Raw genomic sequence first — 20,624 nt, forward strand, 5'->3', positions numbered from 1 at the left:
CGTTACAGCGGATACGATTTTAAATAACATTCAGCCTACGATAAGGCCAATGGATCAAATTAGCAGACATTGCGTGCTTGCTGATTCATTTCGTAAAAAGGGACTGTACTCTTCTGCACCAGCATGCAGGAGTACAGCCCCTTTTTCACTTGAAATGCTTTTACGGCTATCCGGCCATCGCCGAAAACTAAGCGTATTTCCACTAAATCCAAGGGGATCTCGTCTATGGCATCCGGATGTTTAGCACGGTTATTTCTCGGCTGGAGTCGCCTGTTCCTTGGCCGGTATTGTAGCGGGTTTGCGAATCGTGGACGCCGCATCGGCATCCCGTATCCATAACGCCGCGCCTGCACCGATGAGCAGGAAGCCAGCGGCCCCAAGCAATGCTGCTCGATATGCCGTCAGATTCGGCCCCAACTCCCCCGCCGCGTTTACGGTCTCCGTTCCAACGGCAGCCAAGATGCCTGATAGAACAGCCAGCCCGATGGCGGGACCAAGCCTGTTCTGCACCGTAAACCAGGTGGAAGCGCGCCCCATCGAAGCAGGCGGGATGGTGGCGAAGGCAGCGATCTGAACGGATCCCACGGTTTGACCAAGGAAAATGCCGACGCCAAACAGCAGGGCCCGTATAAACCACGGATTCGTCCCGGCGTCCACCATGCTGAGCATAATAAAAATCAGCGCGGTAACCGCAAATCCCATGATGATCACTCGCCTAGGGCCCATCCTTGGATACGTCCAGGGTACGAGCTGCGAGGCAACCATCAGCCCGATGGCTTCGGGAAACGTCGTCAGCCCCGTATCCAAGGCGGAGACGTGCAGGGCGTTCTGATACATCAAGGGAAATACGTAGAGCATGCCCAGCAGACCTGCAGATGCACACATTGCGATGATACCCGACGTTCGGAACAAGCGATTGCCCAGCAGCCGCAAATCCAGCAGCGGTTTCGCAGCCCTTAGCTCCACCTTCACCAGAGCAGACAACAGCAGGATGCCAGCCAGGCCGGCGCCCCATACCCGCGGGGCGTCCCACCCGTGCAGCGGCCCCTGGCTCAAGGCGAACATCAGCAGGGCAAGCCCCGGCGCGGACAGCAGCAGGCCTGGCACGTCCAGCTTGCCGGCATCCGGCTCCCGATGCTCCTTCAGCCAGAATAATCCGAACACGAGAGCGGGAATGCCGATCGGCAAGCTCACGAAGAAGATCCACCGCCACGTCAAATATTCAAGAAGCAGCCCGCTCACAACCGGGCCGATTGCAGGCGCAATCGCGATAGGCAGGATGAGCGCCCGGGAGATTTTCGCGCGCTCCTGCGGCGGGAACATGCGGAACAGCATCGCCATGCCGACCGGGGTCAGCAAGCCGCCGCCGATGCCTTGGATCACGCGAAAAAGCGTCAACGCAGCCAAGCTGTCTGCAGAGCTGCACAATACGGATGCTCCAGTAAAAAGGCCCAGTGCCAGGAGAAACGTACGCTTCGTTCCCCATGTATCGCCAAGCCAGCCCGCCATCGGCAGAACGATGGCCAAGCTGACCAAATAACCGACATTCAGCACGCCTGAAGCCGCAGGGGGCACTTCAAGCTCCCTGCTGATCGTCTGAAGCGCCACGTTCAGCACGGTGGCGTCCATGGCAACCACAAACATCGCGGCCACATAGACGATGCATACTACTTTTTTTGGATTCAGCCCATGGCTCATGGTCCGGGTTCCGGAATTGCTCCCGCATCGGCATACAAGCTCCGCGGCCGTAAATCGACCCAGTTCTCGTTGATATAAGCGACGCATTCCTCCCGCGAGCTAAGTCCGAGAACCTGGTTCCAGCCGGCCGGAATAGCCGCGAACGCCGGCCAGAGCGAATATTGGCCCTCGTGGTTCATCAGTACAAGAAACTTGCCGCCGGCTTGCTCAAAAGGATTGGTCATAGATCAGTTCCCTCCTGTCCCTCGTTGTCTCTGTTTTAGATGCCATTTCTTCAAGCTTGTTTAGAATCGTCTTGCCGATCTCATCCAGAGGTCCCGGCTGGCATAAATCCTTATGACGGCATTCGATATCGTGCCGCTCGATTTTGCCGCCTACGTAAGGCTCCCACATCTCCGGGTCGATGGGGTCAAACCAATCCGGGATGATCGTGGAGTGAAAGAATAACATATCTCCCTCAAACCGCTTCGGAACGTAAGCCTTTAGCAGTTGAACCGAATTTTCATAGGTCGTCTTCAGATTCATGATCGTTTCTTCCTCAAGGGACGAGAGCGCGCTGCTCTCGTTACGCAGCAGTTCAAGGGCAGCCGTTATGGTTAACGGCGCGTTTCCAAGCCCCGCTTCAATGCTCTCCCTGTCGAAGCCTCCAAGCGCCAGCAGCGCGGTCAAAGCCTCGTCTTCGTCGGGTTTTTCCTTGATCGGCAAATAATGGCTCGGATAAGCATCCAGTATGGCGAGCAATTCAATGTCTTCACCCGCTTCCTGCAGCTGTACCGCAATCGACTGAGCGACATTGCCGCCCAAGGACCAGCCGAGCAGCCGATATGGACCCGCTGGCTGTAGGGAGCGGATATGGCCGATGTAGTCTGCCGTCATCTCTTCCAGCGATCCCGGCAGCTCCTCCGCATGGGCAATGCCCCTTGCCTGCAAGCCGTAAATCGGATAATTCATGCCGAGATGCTTCATCAAACCTGCGTAGCACCAGCTTAATCCTCCTGCCGGATGCACGCAGAACAGCGGGGTTTGATCTCCATGCGACCGAAGCGGAAGCACGACCTGCAGCGCGCTGTTCCCGCCGCCCATCTCAAGCTTGTCGACTAGCCCCGCTACCGTCGGTGCTTTGAACAATGCTGCAATGCTCAATTCTTTGCCGAGCGCTTCGCGAACCCGGCTGATGAGCCGGACCGCCAATAAAGAGTGACCGCCGAGCTCGAAAAAGCTGTCATCGATGCCGACCCGCTTGGCGCCGAGGATTTCGGCAAACAGCTCGCATAACACTTCCTCCTGCGGAGTTCGCGGATTGCGCCCATCCGCATCCGGCGACATCTCGGGGGCGGGCAGCGCTTTGCGATCCAGCTTTCCGTTAGGCGTAAGCGGCAGCTTGTCCATCATGACGAAGGCCCATGGAACCATATAATCAGGAAGCAGCGAAGCGGCATAGCGGCGCAGCTCCGTACCCGAAGGCGATTCACCTGTATTGCCGACGACATAAGCCGCAAGCCGCTGGTCTCCGGGCTGATCCTCACGCACGATGACAGCCGCCTGCGAGAGTGCCTCATGACGCACGAGGACCGATTCGATTTCGCCAAGCTCGATCCGGAAGCCGCGTATTTTCACCTGATGGTCGGACCGTCCCAAATAATCCAGCGTGCCGTCGGCAAAACGTCTCGCCAAATCGCCGGTTCGGTACATTCTTGTCCCCGGCGGGCCGTATGGGTCCGCCACGAACCGGTCGGCGGTAAGGTCGGGACGTCCCCAGTACCCGCGCGCCAATCCTGCGCCGGCGACATACATTTCCCCGATGACGCCATACGGAACGGGCTGAAGCCTGTCATCGAGCACGTACACCCGCAGATCCGGGATCGCTTCGCCGATCAGGCTGCCGGCTCCCGGGAGCGCCAGGTTTCGGTTCAGCTCCATGTAGCTGACATGCACGGTTGTTTCCGTTATGCCGTACATGTTGATCAGACGCGGGGCATCGTCGGCATGGCGCCGATACCAATCCGTAAGCCGGCCAAGCTCCAAGGCTTCGCCTCCGAACACAACGTACCTTAGCGACAACTGCCGACCCGTCTCCGGCTGCTCCCGATCCGCCTGAATCAAAGGATAGAACGCCGACGGCGTCTGATTCAGCACGGTCACGCCTTCCCGGACCAGCAAGCCTATCATCTCTTCAGGCGAACGGCTGACCGTATGCGGAACCACGACCAGCCGGCCGCCGTACAAGAGCGGCCCCCATATTTCCCACACCGAGAAATCGAAGGCATACGAATGGAACAAGGTCCATACATCGGTTTCATTAAACTGGAACCAATGCCGGGTGGAATCGAATAGCCGGACGACATTCTGATGCGGCACCAGCACGCCCTTCGGTTTGCCTGTGGAACCGGAGGTATAAATGATATAAGCGGCATTCTGCGGCATAAGCCGTCCAAGACGCTCACGGTCGCTTGGATTCTCCTTGGAATAACCCTGCCATTGCATAGCCTCTTCAGGTCCATCGATGACAACGCGCAGCCATCGTCCGAAACTCGGCAGCTGATCCATCACGTGAACGCTCATCATGATGCATACCGGACAAGCATTCTCCAACATGTAAGCCAATCGATCCTCCGGATACTCCGGATCCAGAGGCAGGTAAGCGGCCCCCGCTTTAAGCACGGCTAGAATGCAGACGACCATATCCACCGAACGCGGCAGCGCGAGAGCTACGATCTGCTCCGTACCGACGCCGGAGGCAATCAAGAAATGGGCAAGCCGGTTGGCTCGCTCGTTCAGCTCCTCATAACTCATAGACTGGCCGTCATGGACAATCGCGACCGATTGAGGCGAGCGGCTGACCTGCGCTTCAAACCGCTCGGACAAAGTTGCCTGCTCGGTGACTGGCAGCGGCGCGCTCCATTGTCGACGAATCTCCTCCTGTTCATCAACGGTTAGAATATCCAGTTTGCTGATGGTTTTACTTGGTTCAACGACAGCACTTTCCAATACGCGCACGTATCGTTCCGCCATCGCTTCCGCCGTCCCGCGCTCAAACAAATCCGAGCTGAATTCAATGAAGCCGTCCACTCCGTCCGGCTCGCCGGTTTGATCCCGCCGCTCGGTCAGTTCGAAGGTTAAGTCGAACTTCGAAGTGCCCACGTTTTGCAGCTGCAGCTTCGAGCTGATTCCCGGAAGCTCAAGCGAAGTTTCCGGCGTGTTCTGCAGCACCAGCATCACTTGGAAGAGTGGATGTCTCGCCCGGGAACGCGGAGGATTCAGCGTCTCGACAAGCCGCTCGAACGGCACGTCCTGATGCTCGAAGGCTGCCAAGCTCTTTTCCCGCACCCGTCGCAGCAGCTCATCGAACGTCGGGTCGTTCGACGTATCCACGCGAAACACAAGGGTATTGATGAAGAAACCGATTAAATGATCCAGATTGTCGTCATTCCGACCCGATACGGGGCTACCGATCGGAATGTCCGTACCTGCACCAAGCTTCGTAAACAGCGCAGCCATCGCGGACTGAAATACCATGAATAAAGTCGCCCTGTTGCTGTGCGCGAGCCCATTCATCTGCTGATGCAGCTCACGGGATATCGAAAACGGCACGCTGCCGCCCTGATAGCTGGCCACGGCGGGCCGTGGAAAGTCGGTAGGCAGCTCCAATTGCTCCGGCAAGCCGGAAAGCGCTTCGGTCCAATATTCCAGCTGGCGGTCAATCAGGCTGTTCTCGTCGCCCGAGCGGCCAAACAGCTTCTGCTGCCACATGGCATAATCCGCATATTGTACCGGTAACGGAGTCCATGTCGGCTCTCTCCCCAGGCACCTTGCCGCATAGGCATCCGCTAGATCCCGCGTCAACGGGGTAAGCGACCAGCCGTCTCCGGCGATATGATGCAGCAGCAACAGCAGGACAAACTCTCGATCGCCCAGCTTGAACAGCTCTGCCCGAAGGGAAGTTTCGGCTGCAAGCTCGAAACGGTACCTGACGGCATCGGCCAATCGATCCGCAAGCTCCGCTTCGCGGATCTCGGTTACCATTAGCTCCGGCCGGGCCCTCTCGGCATCCAAAATGCGCTGAAACGAAGCCCCGTCGTGTTCAGGATACACCGTGCGCAGCGACTCATGCCGAGCCACTACATCCCCCAGTGCCATACGTAGCGATAACAGATCGAGGTCACCAGACAAACGGGCCACAAGAGGAATATTATAGGTCGGGCTCGGACCCTCCAACCGATATAAAAACCATAACCGCTGCTGCGCAAACGACAGCGGCAAGCGCCCGCATCTTGCCGCGGGACGCACGGCCTGTCTGGCTGCTTGCGCATGATCGAGCCGCTTGACGAGACTCGCGGCCGTTGACGCTTCGAACAGGCTGCCAATGCTTAGCTCTGCGCCGAATGCTTCCCGGATACGGACCATGACCCGGCCGGCTAACAGGGAATGACCGCCAAGCTCGAAGAAATCATCGTCGATGGTAACCCTCGGCAAGCCCAGCACCTCGCCAAAAATCGTGCAAAGCATCTCCTCTTGCGGCGTTCGCGGCATACGCCCGGCCGCCAGCCGGACATCAGGCACGGGAAGCGCTTTGCGATCCACCTTCTTGTTCGGCGTGAGCGGCAGCGCTTCAAGGGCTGCGATGACAGACGGCACCATATACTCCGCCAGTTTCTCTGCGGCATAACTCCGTAAATCTGCCGAATCGATGGGATGTGGCCAGTCTGACGACGGAACGATATAAGCCACAAGCCGGCGATCGCCGACCCGATCCTCGCGAACCATGACAAAAGCCTGCTCCACTGCCGGATGAGCCGCAAGCACGGACTCGATCTCGCCGGTCTCGATCCGGAAGCCGCGCAGCTTGATCTGATGGTCGGCGCGTCCCAAATAATCGATCCAGCCGTTCTCCTGCCAGCGGGCAAGGTCGCCTGTTCGATACATCCGGGAGCCCGGGGGGCCGTAAGGATCCGCGACAAACCGATCCGCCGTCAAGTCGGGTCTTCCCAAGTACCCCCGGCCAAGCCCCAAGCCCGCAATGTACAGCTCGCCCGTTACGCCTGGCGGAACCGGTGAGAGCGAAGAATCGAGCACATACAGTCTCGTATTCCACAGCGGTCCTCCGATGGATGGCTTTTCTGGGGCTTGATCGAGTTTTGCCGCCGTCGAATAAATCGTTGTCTCCGTCGGACCATATTGATTGTTCACTTCGCAGTTCAGGTCCTGAAGCGCAAGCTTAAGACCGACCGGCAGCGCCTCGCCCCCGGTAATGACTTTGAGCCGCTCGAATTTCCCTGGGCGGCAAGCGACAATCGACTGCCATAACGTCGGGGTCGCCTGCATGATGGTGGTTCCCGTCTCCCGAATTCGGCGTATGAGCGCCGCTGCGTCGAGAATGGTATCCCGCATCACGATGTCGAGCGTCGAACCGCATGCCAGGGGCAGCAGCATCTCCATGACCGAGATATCGAATGACATCGTGGTGACCGACAGCCAGCGGTCCCGCTCCCCGATGCCCAAACGCTCGCGCATATCCGACAGCAGATTGGCTAGGCCTTCGAACGTGAGCATGACCCCCTTGGGTCGGCCGGTTGATCCGGAAGTATAAATAACGTAGGACGGGTGAAGCGGCAGCAGCGGACGTACGCGATCAGCATCGACAGGATTATGAAAGGCCTGCTGCTCCAATCGCTGAAGGGTAGCCGCGGAATCCAACAGGATTACGTCCTTATCTTCCATGACAGCCGCGAAATGTTCAGACAGCTGCCGCGTCGTTATCAAGCATGCCGGGTTGGCATCGGCAAGCATATAAGCGATCCGATCATCCGGATAGTCCGGATCCAATGGCAAGTATGCCGCCCCGGCCTTATGAACGGCGAGGATGGCAACAAGCATATCCACCGACCGTGGCAGCGACAGGGCAACGATTCGCTCAGGCCCTATTTCCCGGGCAATCAGCAAACGGGCCAGGCGATTCGCCCGCCTGTTCAGCTCCTCGTAACAAAGGGATAACCCTTCGCATATGACCGCTTCCGCCTGCGGCGTACGCGCAGCCTGCTCCTCGAATAATTGCGGCACGCTGATCTGCGGCAAGGCGCGGGTCGTATCGTTCCACTGAACGAGCACCTTCTTGCGTTCATCCGGCAAAATATAGTCCAAGCCCCCGACGGGATCATTCGGCTCCGCTTCGGCAAGGCTGTCCAGCAGATACAAATAGCGTTGTAAATGGGACTCTAACTCATCTGCGCCGTAAATCTGCGGATTGGCATCCATGTCGATTCTCAGCCCGTGCCCGCCCAATCCGCCGTACACGTTCATCGTCAAATCATCCACGGGACCGGACGCAAGATTGCGGACGCTGCCTCGGAAACCGCCAACATTCAATTCTTCCGCAAAAGGCATCACATTCACGAGCGGTCCGAATAACCTGCGGTTGTCCGCAAGCAGCTTGAGATCACGCCGGATGTCTTGATGCCTGTAGCGCTGATGCCGCTTGATTTCGCGATTCTCCCGTGCGACCTGCCGCAGCAGATCGATCAGGGTCATATCGGGCCTGACGCTCACCCGGAGCGGCAGCAAATTCATGACCATGCCCGGAATGCGGATGGATGACGAGCCTAAGCGGCACATCACCGGCAATCCAAGCACAACCTCCTCGGCGCCTGTTATACGATGGACATATAGGGCCGCAGCAGCCGCAATCGCATCCGGCCAGCTTGTCCCTTGCAGCTTGCGCTGCCGCCTGCAAGCGTTGCATTGAAGATGCCGGGAGCTGCGCCGAACGGCGCAGGAAGCTCCGCGCCGAACGCTGCGCCTGTCCCCCTAAGCTGACCACCTCCGGCTCATCGGCAAAGCGCTGCAGCCAGAATTGGCGATCCGAGTCGAGCTGTTGCGACATGCGGTATGACGCATCTTCTTCCAGGATCGTCCGGAACCTGCCGAACGGGCCTATGCCGGATGTGTCCCCGCCCGTTAAGTCCGTGTAGACCTCGGAAACTTTTTGCAGCAGAAGCGATACGCCGAATCCGTCGATCGCGATATGATGGATGCGTTGGTACCAATAGTAGCGATCGGCGGCGAGCTTGAACAGCGCCTCCGTAAACAGCGGTCCTTGGCTTAGATCGATAGCTTGGGCAAGGTCATGCTCCATCCAGCTTTGGGCAGCAAGATGAGGATCCACCTTCCCGCTGACATCCATCACGTGCAGAGGCCAGTCAGGAGACGGATCGATCGACTGCCAAGGACCGTCCGCATCTTCGCCGAAGCGGGCAAACAGGGCATCGGCCTCCCCCACCACCTGGCGCAAGGCCTTCTCGAAGAGAACCGGATCTACAGGTCCTCGAATCTCAATGCATTCCGCCGTGTTGAATATCGGATTGTCGGGGTCCAGCTGCTGGGCATACCATATCCCCAGCTGCGCACCGGAGAGGGACCAGCGCTCCCTCTTTTGCTCAAGCATACGAATTCCCTCCTTTTACACCGTATAGTAATCATAATTGGGCGGTGACACCCGCACGTTCTGCTTGTCCGACAGCAATCCCCACCAGCCCGCCAGTGTCGGCTGCTCGGCCAACTCCACAAAGCTGATATCCAAGCCCTCGCGCCGGAAGCGCTCGGCCAAACTCATGATGCGAATGGAATCCAGTCCCCAGTATTCAATCAAATGGTCATCCTCGCCGATGCTCGACGGCCGTTCCTGCAGCAATTCCGCTACGTTCTCTCGCAGCGTCTGCAGCGTGAGCGGCGATAGCTCCTCCACAGCATCAGCGGGTCTTCCCTCTCCGGTTCGAGCTTCGGAACGACCCGAGACGGGGTGACGCGCCGGAGTCAGCGAAGCGATCAGTCGTTCCGTGGTCAGCGTAACGGCGCAGCGTTCCGCTGCATAAACAAGTGCCAGGCGGTGCTTCTCTAACGAGAAATCCGCAAGGGCATCCGCAATGAAGAACGGCTGTATGTCTTTCATGAAAGCTTCGCCGGCGGTCAACAGACAGCCGATGTGAGCATAGATCCCGCAGATCATCAGCTGGTCGCGGCCGAACCCGCGCATGATTTCATGCAGATCGGTCTTCTGGAAGGCGCTGTACCTCCATTTGGTCAACAGCATATCCCGTTCCGACGGCGCCACCGCATCCACGAACTTTTTCTGGTAGGGACCGTCGTTGATGCCGGATCCCCAGAAATCCTGCAGCAGGCCGCGCTGCTCCGGTGCCTGGCCCCCGGGCTGGGCCGAATAGATCACGGGAATGCCAAGCTCCGCGCAGCAGGAACGCAGCTTCTGAATATGGGCGATCAGTTCCACGACCGGCGATTGATCAGGCGTGAACGCGTCGATGAAATATTGCTGCATATCGTGGATGAGCAGCACGGCACGGTTCGGATCCGCCGTCCATGCTACCTTGTTCTTGGGCAGGTCGGTCTCCCCTGGCATGGGATAAGGTAAAATCTTAGGAAGTGCCATCCATATCTCCTCATTTCGATATTATTTGGAAAGTTTCAGCCGTGCGTCCTGATTCTGAGCCGCGAGCTCCCGCAGCTGCTTTTTGCTTACTTTGCCGACACCCGTGTGGGGGAAGGAATCCATAAATTCCACCCGATCCGGGATTTTGTACGCAGCGAGCCCTCTATTCCTGAGAAACGCCTTCAGCTCATTGCCGCTAACCGCGCCATGATGAACGATAACGAAGGCGCAGGTCCGCTCGCCCAGATACTCGTCCGGCATCGCGACCACGGCAGCATCGTGCACGCTGGGATGGGCAAGCAGATGGTTCTCCACCTCTTCGGCTGCAACCTTGTCCCCCCCTCGGTTAATTTGATCCTTGGAACGGCCTTGGATCACCAGGTAACCTGAAGGCGTCATGCTGGCAAGGTCACCCGTGCGATAGAAGCCGTCCGTGGTAAAAGCCTTTTCGTTATGCTTGTCCGCTTTATAGTAGCCGCGAATCGTATAAGGCCCCCGTGTCAGCAATTCCCCGACTTCGCCGGGGGCTACCTCGACATCATCCTCATCGACCAGCTTCACTTCATCGTAAGGGGACATGGGCCGCCCCTGCGTATGCACCGTTATGTCTTCGGGGTCATCCAGCCGGGTATAGTTCACCAAGCCTTCCGCCATCCCGTACACTTGCTGCAGCTTGCATCCCAGCACCGTTTGCACGCGTTTGGCCGCCTCCGCACTGAATTTGGCCCCGCCTACCTGCAGCACCTGCAGATTGGAGAGGTCTTCGGAACGGGATGGTGCCGCTTCAAGCCAAATCATGGCCAGGGGCGGAACGACCGCCGCTATCGTGACGCCCTCGGAAGCGATCAGCGGAAATGCCGCATCCGGACTCGCTGACCGGGCAAGAACAACCCTGCCTCCGGCATACAGCGTCCCCAGCACGCCCGGCGAGCTGAGCGGGAAATTATGCGCGACGGGAAGTACCGCCAAATAAACGCTATCCTTATCCAGCGAGCAGATTTCGGCGCTCATGCGCAAGCTGTAAATATAGTCGTCATGCGTGCGCGGTATGAGCTTCGGCAGTCCGGTCGTCCCGCCCGACAGCTGGAGAAACGCGACATCGCCGGGATCAGGGCCTTACGCGTCTGATCCGTACAAAGAGCGCTCCGAATCATCGAGGTACAAATCGTCCAGGGATGCGAACGCCCCCGGACCCGGGTCGCCGGCTACGATGACATGGCGGAGGGAAGGGACCGATGCCTGAACCTGAGCCGCCAGGTCGCGATAATCGAAGCCCGTTTCCATATCGGGAATGATATACGCGGCGGCTTCGCTAAAGCCGCACAGATATACGATTTCGTTCCGGCGATGAACGGGCAGAGCGAAGACGGGAAGCGCCCCGATCCGGAACAGCGCGAATATCGTATCGAAAAATGAAGCGATATTCGGCAGTTGAACGATAACCCGCTCCTGTGCCTTAATGCCGAGCTTAAGAAATCCCGCGGCCAATCGATCCACCCGGTTGTCCAGCTCGGCGTAGCTTATGTGCCGGTCGCCGCACACGACCGCAACCCGTTCCCCATGCGCTGCAGCCCGTTTACGCAAGAGCTCTCCAAAGGTTTCGCCCTGCCAGCAGCCTGCCTCCCGGTAGCGGGCGGCAAATTCCTCCGGCCAAGCCTTACAACCTGCCAACATTCCTCATTCCTCCTCCAACATCGTTGTTTGTTGCTCATTCAAACCCATCGCGGCCAGAATCGTGCGGAATTTGGCCGAAGTCTCGGCCAGCTCCGCCTCCGCTATGGAACCGGTCACGATTCCTGCACCTGCGAACACCCGCAATAAGGTTCCTTCCGTTTCTGCGCAGCGAATCGTCACCGCCCACTCGCCATCCCCGTTGGCATCCGACCAACCGACGGCTCCCGAGTAGAAGCCGCGATCGAACGGCTCGATCTCTTGTATGGCATCCCGGGCCGCATCGGTCGGCGTGCCGCAGATTGCCGGCGTCGGATGCATCGCCAGGGCAAGCTCCAATGACGTTACCGATTCCTCCTTCAGGACGCCATTGATTTCGGTGGATAGATGCCACATGGCTTGGGTCTGTACGAGCGAAGGTTCGGCGGGAACCTCCAGCTTGCTGCAATAAGGCTGCAAGGCCGATGCCACGGCATCGATTACGATGGCATGCTCATATCGGTCTTTGGCGGATGACAGCAGGGCTGCCGCCCGCCGCTGATCTTCAGCGGGATCGGCGCTTCGTGCCGCAGAGCCCGCCAATGGATTTCCTTTGATTCGCGAACCCTTCTTCGTAATTAAGAGCTCGGGGCTTGCGCCAAACAGCGTCCGGGTGGATGCAACGGCATCCGGGCTTGAAGTGTGGGACAATTCGGGTGCCAACGGTACGGCAAACGTGTAGCCATGGGAGTGGTGATAAGCTAAATGAGTCAATATCTGTGGAATGGACAGGGCATGAGGAAGCGTGATATCCAGCGTTCGGGAAAGCACCGCTTTATGGAGTTTCTTTTGAGAAATGAGGTCCAGCAGCCGGTTCACGCCTTCCTTGAACGCCGTCGGCTCCGGAACGGAAAGCACCTTGTAACTGGAAATTCGGGGCATTTCCGGATCCTCGCCTTCAGAGAATAGAAGGGAATCGTGCCACTGGGCCGAAAGCGGAATAAACAGACTGGCCGGTTTTTGAATGTCAAAAGGTATGGCGCCAACAACAACGGCATCCCGCCGTCCCGCTTGCTTCGCGAATTCCAGCAATTCACGGACGCGTTCCGGCAGCGTTCTGTGCCCGGTACCCGAGGAAACCTGCAATCTTGAATACTCTCCATGCGTTAACAGCGTCTTGCGAGGGGATGAGAAGAAGAAAGACGAACCGACCTGGTATTGTTCCATAAGTTGCGCAGCCTCCGCTGCGGTTGGAGCATCATAGCGTAACATTTCAGTCTCCTCTCTGCTTATGAGCCTACCTAGTATATTGAATTTAGAAAATCATCAAGCATGAAAACCCGTAAATGCTCAGCATCCCAACGTCGCGCCGCCATCCACGCATACGTCCTGCATCGTCATGTGCCCGGCCCGATCGGATACAAGGAAAATGACCGCATCCGCAATGTCCGAAGGGATTGCGATTTTGCCAAGCGGTATGCCGAGGCGGAAGGAGTCCGGCGCCCCCTCGATAATGGGCCTTGCACCATGTTCATCCTTCCATAACAAGCGCTGCATTTCGGTATCCGTAGAGCCCGGGGAAACCACGTTACAGCGGATATGGTGGCGGGCATATTCGAGCCCCAGGCATTTCGTAAACATCGTGGACGCCGCCTTGGAGGCGGCGTAGGCCGACATTTGGGACCGCGGAACCTTGGACGCATTCGAGCCTACCGTCACGATAGCTCCGGAATGACGGCTCGCCATGCGTCTCACGACGGAGCGCGAGGTGTAGAATACGCCGTGGGTATTGACGTTGAAGTGGGCCTGCCAATCCTCGTCGGTAAGCGACTCGACCCCGCCGACCCGCAGCACTCCCGCAACGTTGACGAGAATCTCGATCGGTCCGAGCTCATCCTCAACCCGTTCGACCATCGCTTCAACCTCGGCACTGCGGCTCACATCCGTCTTGTAAGCCGCGGCATGAACGCCTGATCCGGATAGGTCGGCCGCAAGGCGGAGCAGCTCGGCCTCCTTTCGGTCGCAGGCCGCTACAACGGCTCCTTGCCGGGCAAGGGCCCGTGCCACCGCTTCGCCTATTCCTTGGGCGGCACCGGTCACGAGCGCTACTTTCCCTCTAATGCCTGCGCTCTCCATGGTGATCATCTCCTTCATGTTCAGGGTGAAGGGCAAACCGTAATGCTCTGCTGATGAGGACTGGCAGCACGGATAGATGCCCTTCCCCCTCAAACTCCTTGAATTCGGTATGCATGCCATACTCGGACAGAACAGCCAGACGTTCGGCGAGCTCAGATGCGCGGATGCAATTGCCGGTGACATGGGGCCTTTCGAGCTCTCCTGCGCCAAGCAGCAGCCGGACAGGATAAGGTTGTTCCTTGACCTGATCGGCATAGCGCTGCTCCAGCTCGCATAAATACTCCGAATTCCAGTGAATAGAAGGGCTGCCGGCGATGTAACACGAGAACGCCTGCGGTTTGCTGAACATGGCATAGAGCGTGAACAGCCCGCCGAGGGAATGGCCGAATATCGTCTGGCGATGCCGGTCAATGTTGAACTCGCCCTCGATCTGCGGTTTCAGCTCCTCCTCGATGAACTGCAGAAACTCAGCCGCTCCCCCCTGCTCCGGCACGGAATCCCCGTCCAGCTTGTTCCTGAACTTCGTGTTTGGATAGGGCGTGTAATCATAGAACCGGTCCGAAGCATACTGCCCCTCCGTCTCGTAACCGATGCCTACAACGACAGCCGGCAATATCCCGGTTTTGTCCGGCCTGTGGCACTGCAGGCGCAGCGTCTCGACCATCGTGTGAAACACGCTGTTGCCGTCCAGTAAATAGATGACCGGATATCCGGACGGCGGGGCCGGTCCCGTCGGCTGTGCCGTTATGATTCGATAGTGGCGCCCGCCCCTCGAGCGCATCCCCCAATGCTCCGCACGGGTCAACACCACGCTGCGCCTCATCATGTCTACGGAAGTCGTATGATGGCTCATATGTTCCTCCTATTGACCCGTAATGGAGCGAACGACGTCATCCACGATTTTCTCGTAAGCGATCAGGCCGCTTCCCAGCCAGTATTCGTTATCGGCTTCATAGACCTGACCGTTCTTGACCGCGGGCATGCCTTTCCAGATCGGGCTTTCCGTCATTTCCTTCATGCGTTCCGTTCCTTGATCATAGGCGTTGATGACGAATATATAGTCCGCATCGAGCTGCGGGAGTATTTCCAGGGATAGGTTAGCTGCATTCTCGTTCTCGACCAGCTTGGACTTGCCCAGTCCCAGGTCCTGATGGATGACATATCCGCACAGGTAATTTCCGCCCATCAAACTGACTCCTCTGGGTGCGAAACGGATAATGGCCACGTTCTTGTCCCCCACCACGGAACTCAGCTTCGCCTTCGCTTCGCTTGCTTTTTGCTGATAATTTTTCAAGGCGGTCTCGGCCTCCGGCGCCTTCCCGAGCAGATCGCCCAGGGTGGTCAGCGATTTCTCGACATTCCCGGAAGCATTTTTGAATACGTACGTCGGCGCGATTTTGGCGTATTTTTCATAGGTGCCGTCCGCCGCGTAAGTCTCCGTGTGAAGCACGATAAGATCCGGTTCGTAGGACATCAGGGCCTCCGGCGAAGGCAAGCCTCCCGAAAAATCGATCAGGGGAATGCCGTCCAGCTCCTCCTGCAAATAAGAGTGTCCTTGCTTGCCGTTGGCCCATTGGGCAACGGGCTTCACGCCGAGCTTCAGCAAGGAATCTTCCATGTTCGGCGCAAACACCTTGTTCACCTCAGCCGGAATCCTCACTTCGTGCCCAAGCTCATCCGTTACCGTACGTTCCTCCTTCGTGGACGTCTCCTCACGGTTCGTCCCTGGTTCCTCCGTCGACGCTTGGCTGCTCCCTGCTTTGCCGGACGTCTCCACCGCTGCGGTCTTCACTGCCTCCTGATCGCCACCAGGCGCCTCGGTCTCCGCCTTATCCCCACAGCCTGACAGCAAGCCTATGATGACGGCACAACACGCAAGTGCCGCTATATTGATCCTCCAAATTCTCTTTCCACGATTGAAACGTTTTGCCACAATGTATCTCCTCCTGTGATAATGATTCTCAATTAAGACGAGTATATATTACGTAGCAAACGATTCACCATGGCTTTTATCCAGAACTCCGTTTGGACTATCTCCTGTAAACAGCAGCATCGCCTCGTCCAGCATTCTCGTCACGGCAAGCGCGGAGTATTCGAACCAAGGATCGGACGAGATCGTATAGACCCTTCCTTGAGCGACGGCTCGAAGCCTATGCCACTCGGCGGAATGCTGGAGCGCGAGCCAATAGCGCCGCGATGCGGCTTCCGGGCATACCGCGATCAGAATCCGGTCCGGATCGCACCGCAGCAAATCATCCATCGTTATCTGCTGATTCCGGCTGGCATCAGATCGGCAAGCTCCCTTGAGCTGCAAATCCTGAAACAGCACTTCCTCAAGCCCCCGGTTACCGTAGGAATAGAGATTTTGCCCATATATCCGCAGCGCGGCAACACGATCATTCCCCACCACTTCCTGCATTCGCGAGCGTGCCCGCGCCACTTTCCGCTCATACTGTCCGATCCAGAACTGTGCTTGTTCTTCCTTGTTCAGGAATGCCGCGATCAGCTCCAGCTGCTTCTTCCACCCTGCATGGGACGGAACAATGAAGGTGGGGGCGATAGGCTCCAGCTTGGCGATTTCCTCTTCACCCAGATGATCCATGCCGATAATGACGTCGGGTTTGGCGCGGAACAGCTGCTCGATATTCTCCTCAAAGCGGCTGTCCGGATAAGGGTTCGTCAATTTCAAGCGGGACTTGATCTCCGAATTGTAGGCATTGTAATAAAACGGGGTCCACTTCGCATCAAGCGGCGCGGCGGCTGGAATGACGTTCAGCGCCACCAGCTGCCCGATGATCGCAGAAGAACAGGCCGCGATCAGCTGCCTCGAATTTCGGGCATATTCCGACGGCGACATGCCCACCTTCTTCTTGAATATCCGGCTGAAATAGAACTCGTCCTTATAACCAACCTTCTGTGCGATATCCCGAAGCCGATCGTCCGATTCGGCCAAGTAACGCTTGGCGTGATTCATGCGAACATGCGTCAGGTAATCAATCGTGGTCTGGCCGAATGTCTTCTTGAACAGGTCTACGAAATACTTGGGACAGATATTAGCCATTCCGGCCAGTCTGCCAATGGTTAACGCCTCGTGATAATGGCTGTCGATGTACTCCTTGATCTCCACCAGGCTGGTTTTTCCGCTGCGATCCGAATCCGATGCGTTATCTATGATCTGCTCTTCTTCCGTATGCATGAGCTGCCTCCTTTTTTCGATAAAACGATATGCAGGCGTGGGGTTTCAGATTTTATAACTGATAATGATTATCATTTTCATTGATAAAAATAGCATGACGCTTCTATCGTGTCAATCCAAATCTGGAAGGATATGCTTGTCTTCATCTTCTTAGAGAATGCGGTTAACCGGCTCCCATTCACGCAAAAAAACCCGCCTTCGGGCACTTTTTCAAGTGTCCCATGGCGGGTTCTCGCTTCTGCAGTATTCAATTTTTACGACAAGCAGTATTTCACCAGCGCTTCGTGTACGCCGTCCTCGTTATTCGAAGCCGTTACCGCATTGGCGGCGGCCTTGACCTCTACCGGCGAATTATCCATCGCAATGCCCATGCCCGCGTAAGTGAGCATCGTAATATCGTTGAAGTAATTGCCGATGGCCAGCACTTCGTCCGGCCGATAGCCTCTTTTGGCTGCCAGCTGCTTCAGCGCATTTCCCTTGGATGCTTGGCTGTGCATCAGGTCGATAAAGAACTCGCCGCTTCGCAGCATGTTGAAGGGCAGGGTCCACTTGCTCCAATCCGCATAGACGCGGTCGATATCGGCGGATTCGCCGAATACCGTAAATTTCACGACCGGGTCCGACAGCTCCTCCCATGACGGCAGATTGCTTGGCAGCATCAAATAGTTTTCGTACATCGAACGTACCGGTCCGGCAAGCTCATCCACCTGGTCCACGTACATCTCGAAGGCGGTATTCACGTCAAAATGCACCCCGTGCTCACGGCAATATTTCATGAAGGGTTCCAGCTGACCCGGGTCCATGCCGAACTGATGCACGATGTGATGGGTCTCCACTTCGACCGTTGCCGCGCCGTTATGACTGATGACATAACCGCCGAGACCCATGCTTTTCATGAAAGGAATCGAATTCAGCGGCCCTCTGCCCGTGCACAGTACGATCTCTACCCCTTGTTTTGCGGCTTCCATCACGGTGTTCCTGGTCTTCTCCGTAATTTCGTGATGATCATTCAGCAGCGTTCCGTCTACGTCAAGCGCGACCAATTTGTATCCCATTCTCCATCCATCCTTTAAGTCTCTATTTCTCTATTCTGATCCGGCTCTTCCGATCAAAGCCAGTTCTTGCTCGGTCAGCTCCCGGTAAGTTCCGATCTCGAGATTTTCATCCAATCGAAGTTCGCCCATGCTGATTCTTTTGAGATACACGACTTTTTTGCCTACCGCCTCAAACATCCGCTTGACCTGATGAAATTTGCCTTCATGGATGGTCAGCGAGATGCGCGACAGCGAGACTCCGTCGTCCCGTTCCTCATGGGAATGGATCGCCAGCTCTCCGGGCAAGGTTACGTATCCGTCATCCAATGTGACTCCTGCGGCAAACCGACGCACATCCTCTTCGTCCACGCGGCCCTCTACGGTCGCTTCATAAGTCTTGGGAATATGCTTCCGGGGCGACAGCAGCTCATGGGCCAATTTGCCGTCATTCGTAAGCAGCAGCAGTCCTTCCGTGTCTTTATCCAGCCTGCCCACCGGAAACGGCTCAAAGACCCGATATTCCGCATCCAGCAGATCCAGCACCGTACGATCGCGCAGATCCTCGGTTGCCGAGACGACGCCCGGAGGTTTGTGCAGCATGAGATACACGTACTCCCGGTATTGAATGGTTTCCCCTTCAAACTCAATGATATCCGCGTAGGGATCCACATGTTTTCCCGGATCCTTCGTTACCGTTCCGTTGACGACGATGCTCCCCTGCTTCGCTTTTTTCTTTAATTCGGCCCGCGAGCCGAATCCCAGATTGGACAGCACCTTGTCCAGTCTTTGCGTAGTCCTGCCTTTGCCACTCATACCGATGTCCACCTCCACCCTGCCGGATACTCGTTCTTCAACATGCCTGACTGCCATTTGCCCCAGCCGGCCGAGTATCCGTCTATACACACTAACACATAACCCTTCGCTTCAGCACCCGGCCGGCACGTCACGCGTTCCTTCGGAATCGACAAGGTTTCCCCTTTCAAATACCGGACCGCTTCGCCGTCCTGGGAAGACAGGCTCACATGCCGGGCGGCCTCATCCGCTTGCAGCGCCGTGGCCAAAGGATGCCCCGGCACGAATCGTTCATTCTTCAGCTGTCCCATGTACCATCCGGGACGGATGGCCTTCAGCTGCTTCAGACGCTCCTCCGGCAGTGGCGATACGTACACATGGCTGCCGTAGACAACGGGATATCCCTGCAGCTTTACGTGCAGCTGCTCTTGGATAAAAGCCTGGAACGGGTCGAGCGAAATCGGATTGGACTGACGATCTCCCCCGTTTCGGCGGGATGCCTGCTGACGCGAAGCCCCGTTGCTGCCCCTCCCGGGTTTTCCCGGCCGCTCTTCCCGGAGAGCGGATTTCCCTTTACGCTCTCGGGATGAGTCGGCCCGCGGGGAGACAGCAAGCGAACCGTGGTTCAGGCTGCCTGTCTGGATCCAAGGAGCTTGGTCTTTCTCGGCCTCCCGGAGGCCCAGCTCGCCTTCCCGCTGAAGCACGGCCATGAAATGCCCTTCGCCTCCGACCTTATGCGGCCACAATCGGGCGGTACCGGCAAGCTGCCCCAGCACATCGTCCTTCACGTTCCCTTGGCCCGCCATCCAGTCCGTTTCTCCCGGCGAAAAGAATTCCGAATGATCCACCGGAACCACGCGAAAATCCGGATGTTCGCTCAGAAACTCCGCAATCATCCCTTCATTCTCTTCCGGCGAGAAGGTACAAGTGGAATACACGAGCCGGCCTCCCGGGCAGAGCATGGCTGCCGCCGATTTCAGGATGTCCCGCTGCATCTCCGCAAACTTGAGCGGAGACGATTCCTCCCAGTACTTCAGCATGGATTCGTCTTTGCGAAACATCCCTTCGCCGGAGCATGGAGCATCAATCAATATTTTCGTGAAAAATTCGGGAAAAGCTCCGGCAATCCGCTCCGGCTCCTCATTCAGCACCACGGCATTCCGCACGCCGTACATCTCCAAATTTTTGGCCAGCGCTTTGGTGCGGTCCGGATGCAAATCATTGCTGATCAGCACCCCCCGCCCCTTCAGCTTCGCCGCAATCTGCGTGGATTTGCCACCGGGAGCGGCGCACAAATCCAGTACCCGGTCGCCCGGCGTAACATCAAGCAGCTCGACGGGAGCCATTGCGCTCGGCTCCTGGATATAATAAAGCCCTGCATGATAGTAAGGGTGCCGCCCCGGGCGCTCCCCCTCCTGAATATAGTAACCGGTTGGACACCAGGGGATGGGCGCAAGGGCAAAGGGGGATATTTCCAAGAAATCGGACTTGCCGATCTTCAGCGTGTTCACCCGGATGCCGGCAAACGGGGGTTGTTCATAAGACTTCATAAAATTGTCATAGTTTTCGCCGAGCAGCGATTTCATCTTCGCCAGAAACGGCGAAGGCAGACGTAATGCCATACTAAGTACCTACCTGTTCTGTATCGTATCGGTTTGAAGTGTATGTTCGCACAGCCGAA

Annotated in this window: 11 protein-coding genes and 2 pseudogenes; all 13 read right to left on the reverse strand. The window is 57.2% G+C overall.

The window, feature by feature from the left end:
- Nucleotides 1-249: 249 nt before the first annotated feature.
- The 13 genes and pseudogenes from P0X86_RS23370 to P0X86_RS23430 all read right to left on the reverse strand — a co-directional run bounded on the left by P0X86_RS23370 (nt 250) and on the right by P0X86_RS23430 (nt 20,565).
- The gene (locus P0X86_RS23370) at nt 250-1,698 is read right to left on the reverse strand and encodes an MDR family MFS transporter (protein WP_277746600.1); all 1,449 of its coding nucleotides are present in this window, start codon (nt 1,696-1,698) and stop codon (nt 250-252) included.
- Nucleotides 1,695-1,922, reverse strand: coding sequence for an MbtH family protein (locus tag P0X86_RS23375; RefSeq protein ID WP_277746601.1), 228 nt, complete (start codon nt 1,920-1,922; stop codon nt 1,695-1,697). The genes P0X86_RS23370 and P0X86_RS23375 overlap by 4 nt, the downstream gene beginning before the upstream one ends.
- Nucleotides 1,906-9,136 (reverse strand): annotated as a pseudogene (locus P0X86_RS23380) (amino acid adenylation domain-containing protein). Before P0X86_RS23380 ends, P0X86_RS23375 begins: the two are co-directional and overlap by 17 nt.
- Nucleotides 9,137-9,151: 15 nt before the next feature.
- Complete coding sequence (locus P0X86_RS23385) at nt 9,152-10,135, reverse strand: isochorismatase family protein (protein ID WP_277746602.1); 984 nt, start codon at nt 10,133-10,135, stop codon at nt 9,152-9,154.
- Nucleotides 10,136-10,156: 21 nt separating this feature from the next.
- Nucleotides 10,157-11,809: pseudogene (locus P0X86_RS23390) on the reverse strand ((2,3-dihydroxybenzoyl)adenylate synthase).
- A 3-nt stretch (nt 11,810-11,812) separates the two neighbouring features.
- Complete coding sequence (gene dhbC / locus P0X86_RS23395) at nt 11,813-13,057, reverse strand: isochorismate synthase DhbC (RefSeq protein WP_277746603.1); 1,245 nt, start codon at nt 13,055-13,057, stop codon at nt 11,813-11,815.
- Between the two features lie 78 nt (nt 13,058-13,135).
- The gene (locus P0X86_RS23400) at nt 13,136-13,921 is read right to left on the reverse strand and encodes a 2,3-dihydro-2,3-dihydroxybenzoate dehydrogenase (protein ID WP_192571039.1); all 786 of its coding nucleotides are present in this window, start codon (nt 13,919-13,921) and stop codon (nt 13,136-13,138) included.
- Nucleotides 13,902-14,774, reverse strand: a complete 873-nt coding sequence (locus tag P0X86_RS23405; protein ID WP_277746604.1) for an alpha/beta hydrolase — start codon at nt 14,772-14,774, stop codon at nt 13,902-13,904. Before P0X86_RS23405 ends, P0X86_RS23400 begins: the two co-directional genes overlap by 20 nt.
- 9 nt (nt 14,775-14,783) lie before the next feature.
- Nucleotides 14,784-15,854 (reverse strand): ABC transporter substrate-binding protein, encoded by a 1,071-nt coding sequence (locus P0X86_RS23410; RefSeq protein WP_277746605.1) that lies wholly within the window; start codon nt 15,852-15,854, stop codon nt 14,784-14,786.
- Between the two features lie 48 nt (nt 15,855-15,902).
- Nucleotides 15,903-17,117, reverse strand: coding sequence for an ABC transporter substrate-binding protein (locus P0X86_RS23415; RefSeq protein WP_192571036.1), 1,215 nt, complete (start codon nt 17,115-17,117; stop codon nt 15,903-15,905).
- Between the two features lie 254 nt (nt 17,118-17,371).
- The gene (locus tag P0X86_RS23420) at nt 17,372-18,172 is read right to left on the reverse strand and encodes a Cof-type HAD-IIB family hydrolase (RefSeq protein ID WP_015736678.1); all 801 of its coding nucleotides are present in this window, start codon (nt 18,170-18,172) and stop codon (nt 17,372-17,374) included.
- 30 nt (nt 18,173-18,202) lie between these two features.
- Complete coding sequence (locus P0X86_RS23425; RefSeq protein ID WP_096776043.1) at nt 18,203-18,964, reverse strand: pseudouridine synthase; 762 nt, start codon at nt 18,962-18,964, stop codon at nt 18,203-18,205.
- On the reverse strand, nt 18,961-20,565 hold the full coding sequence (locus P0X86_RS23430; RefSeq protein ID WP_277746606.1) for an RsmB/NOP family class I SAM-dependent RNA methyltransferase: 1,605 nt from the start codon (nt 20,563-20,565) through the stop codon (nt 18,961-18,963). The genes P0X86_RS23425 and P0X86_RS23430 overlap by 4 nt, the downstream gene beginning before the upstream one ends.
- Nucleotides 20,566-20,624: the final 59 nt, after the last annotated feature.

It is taken from the genome of Paenibacillus sp. BR1-192 (assembly GCF_029542445.1).
Taxonomy (GTDB): Bacteria; Bacillota; Bacilli; order Paenibacillales; family Paenibacillaceae; genus Paenibacillus_AQ; species Paenibacillus_AQ lautus_A.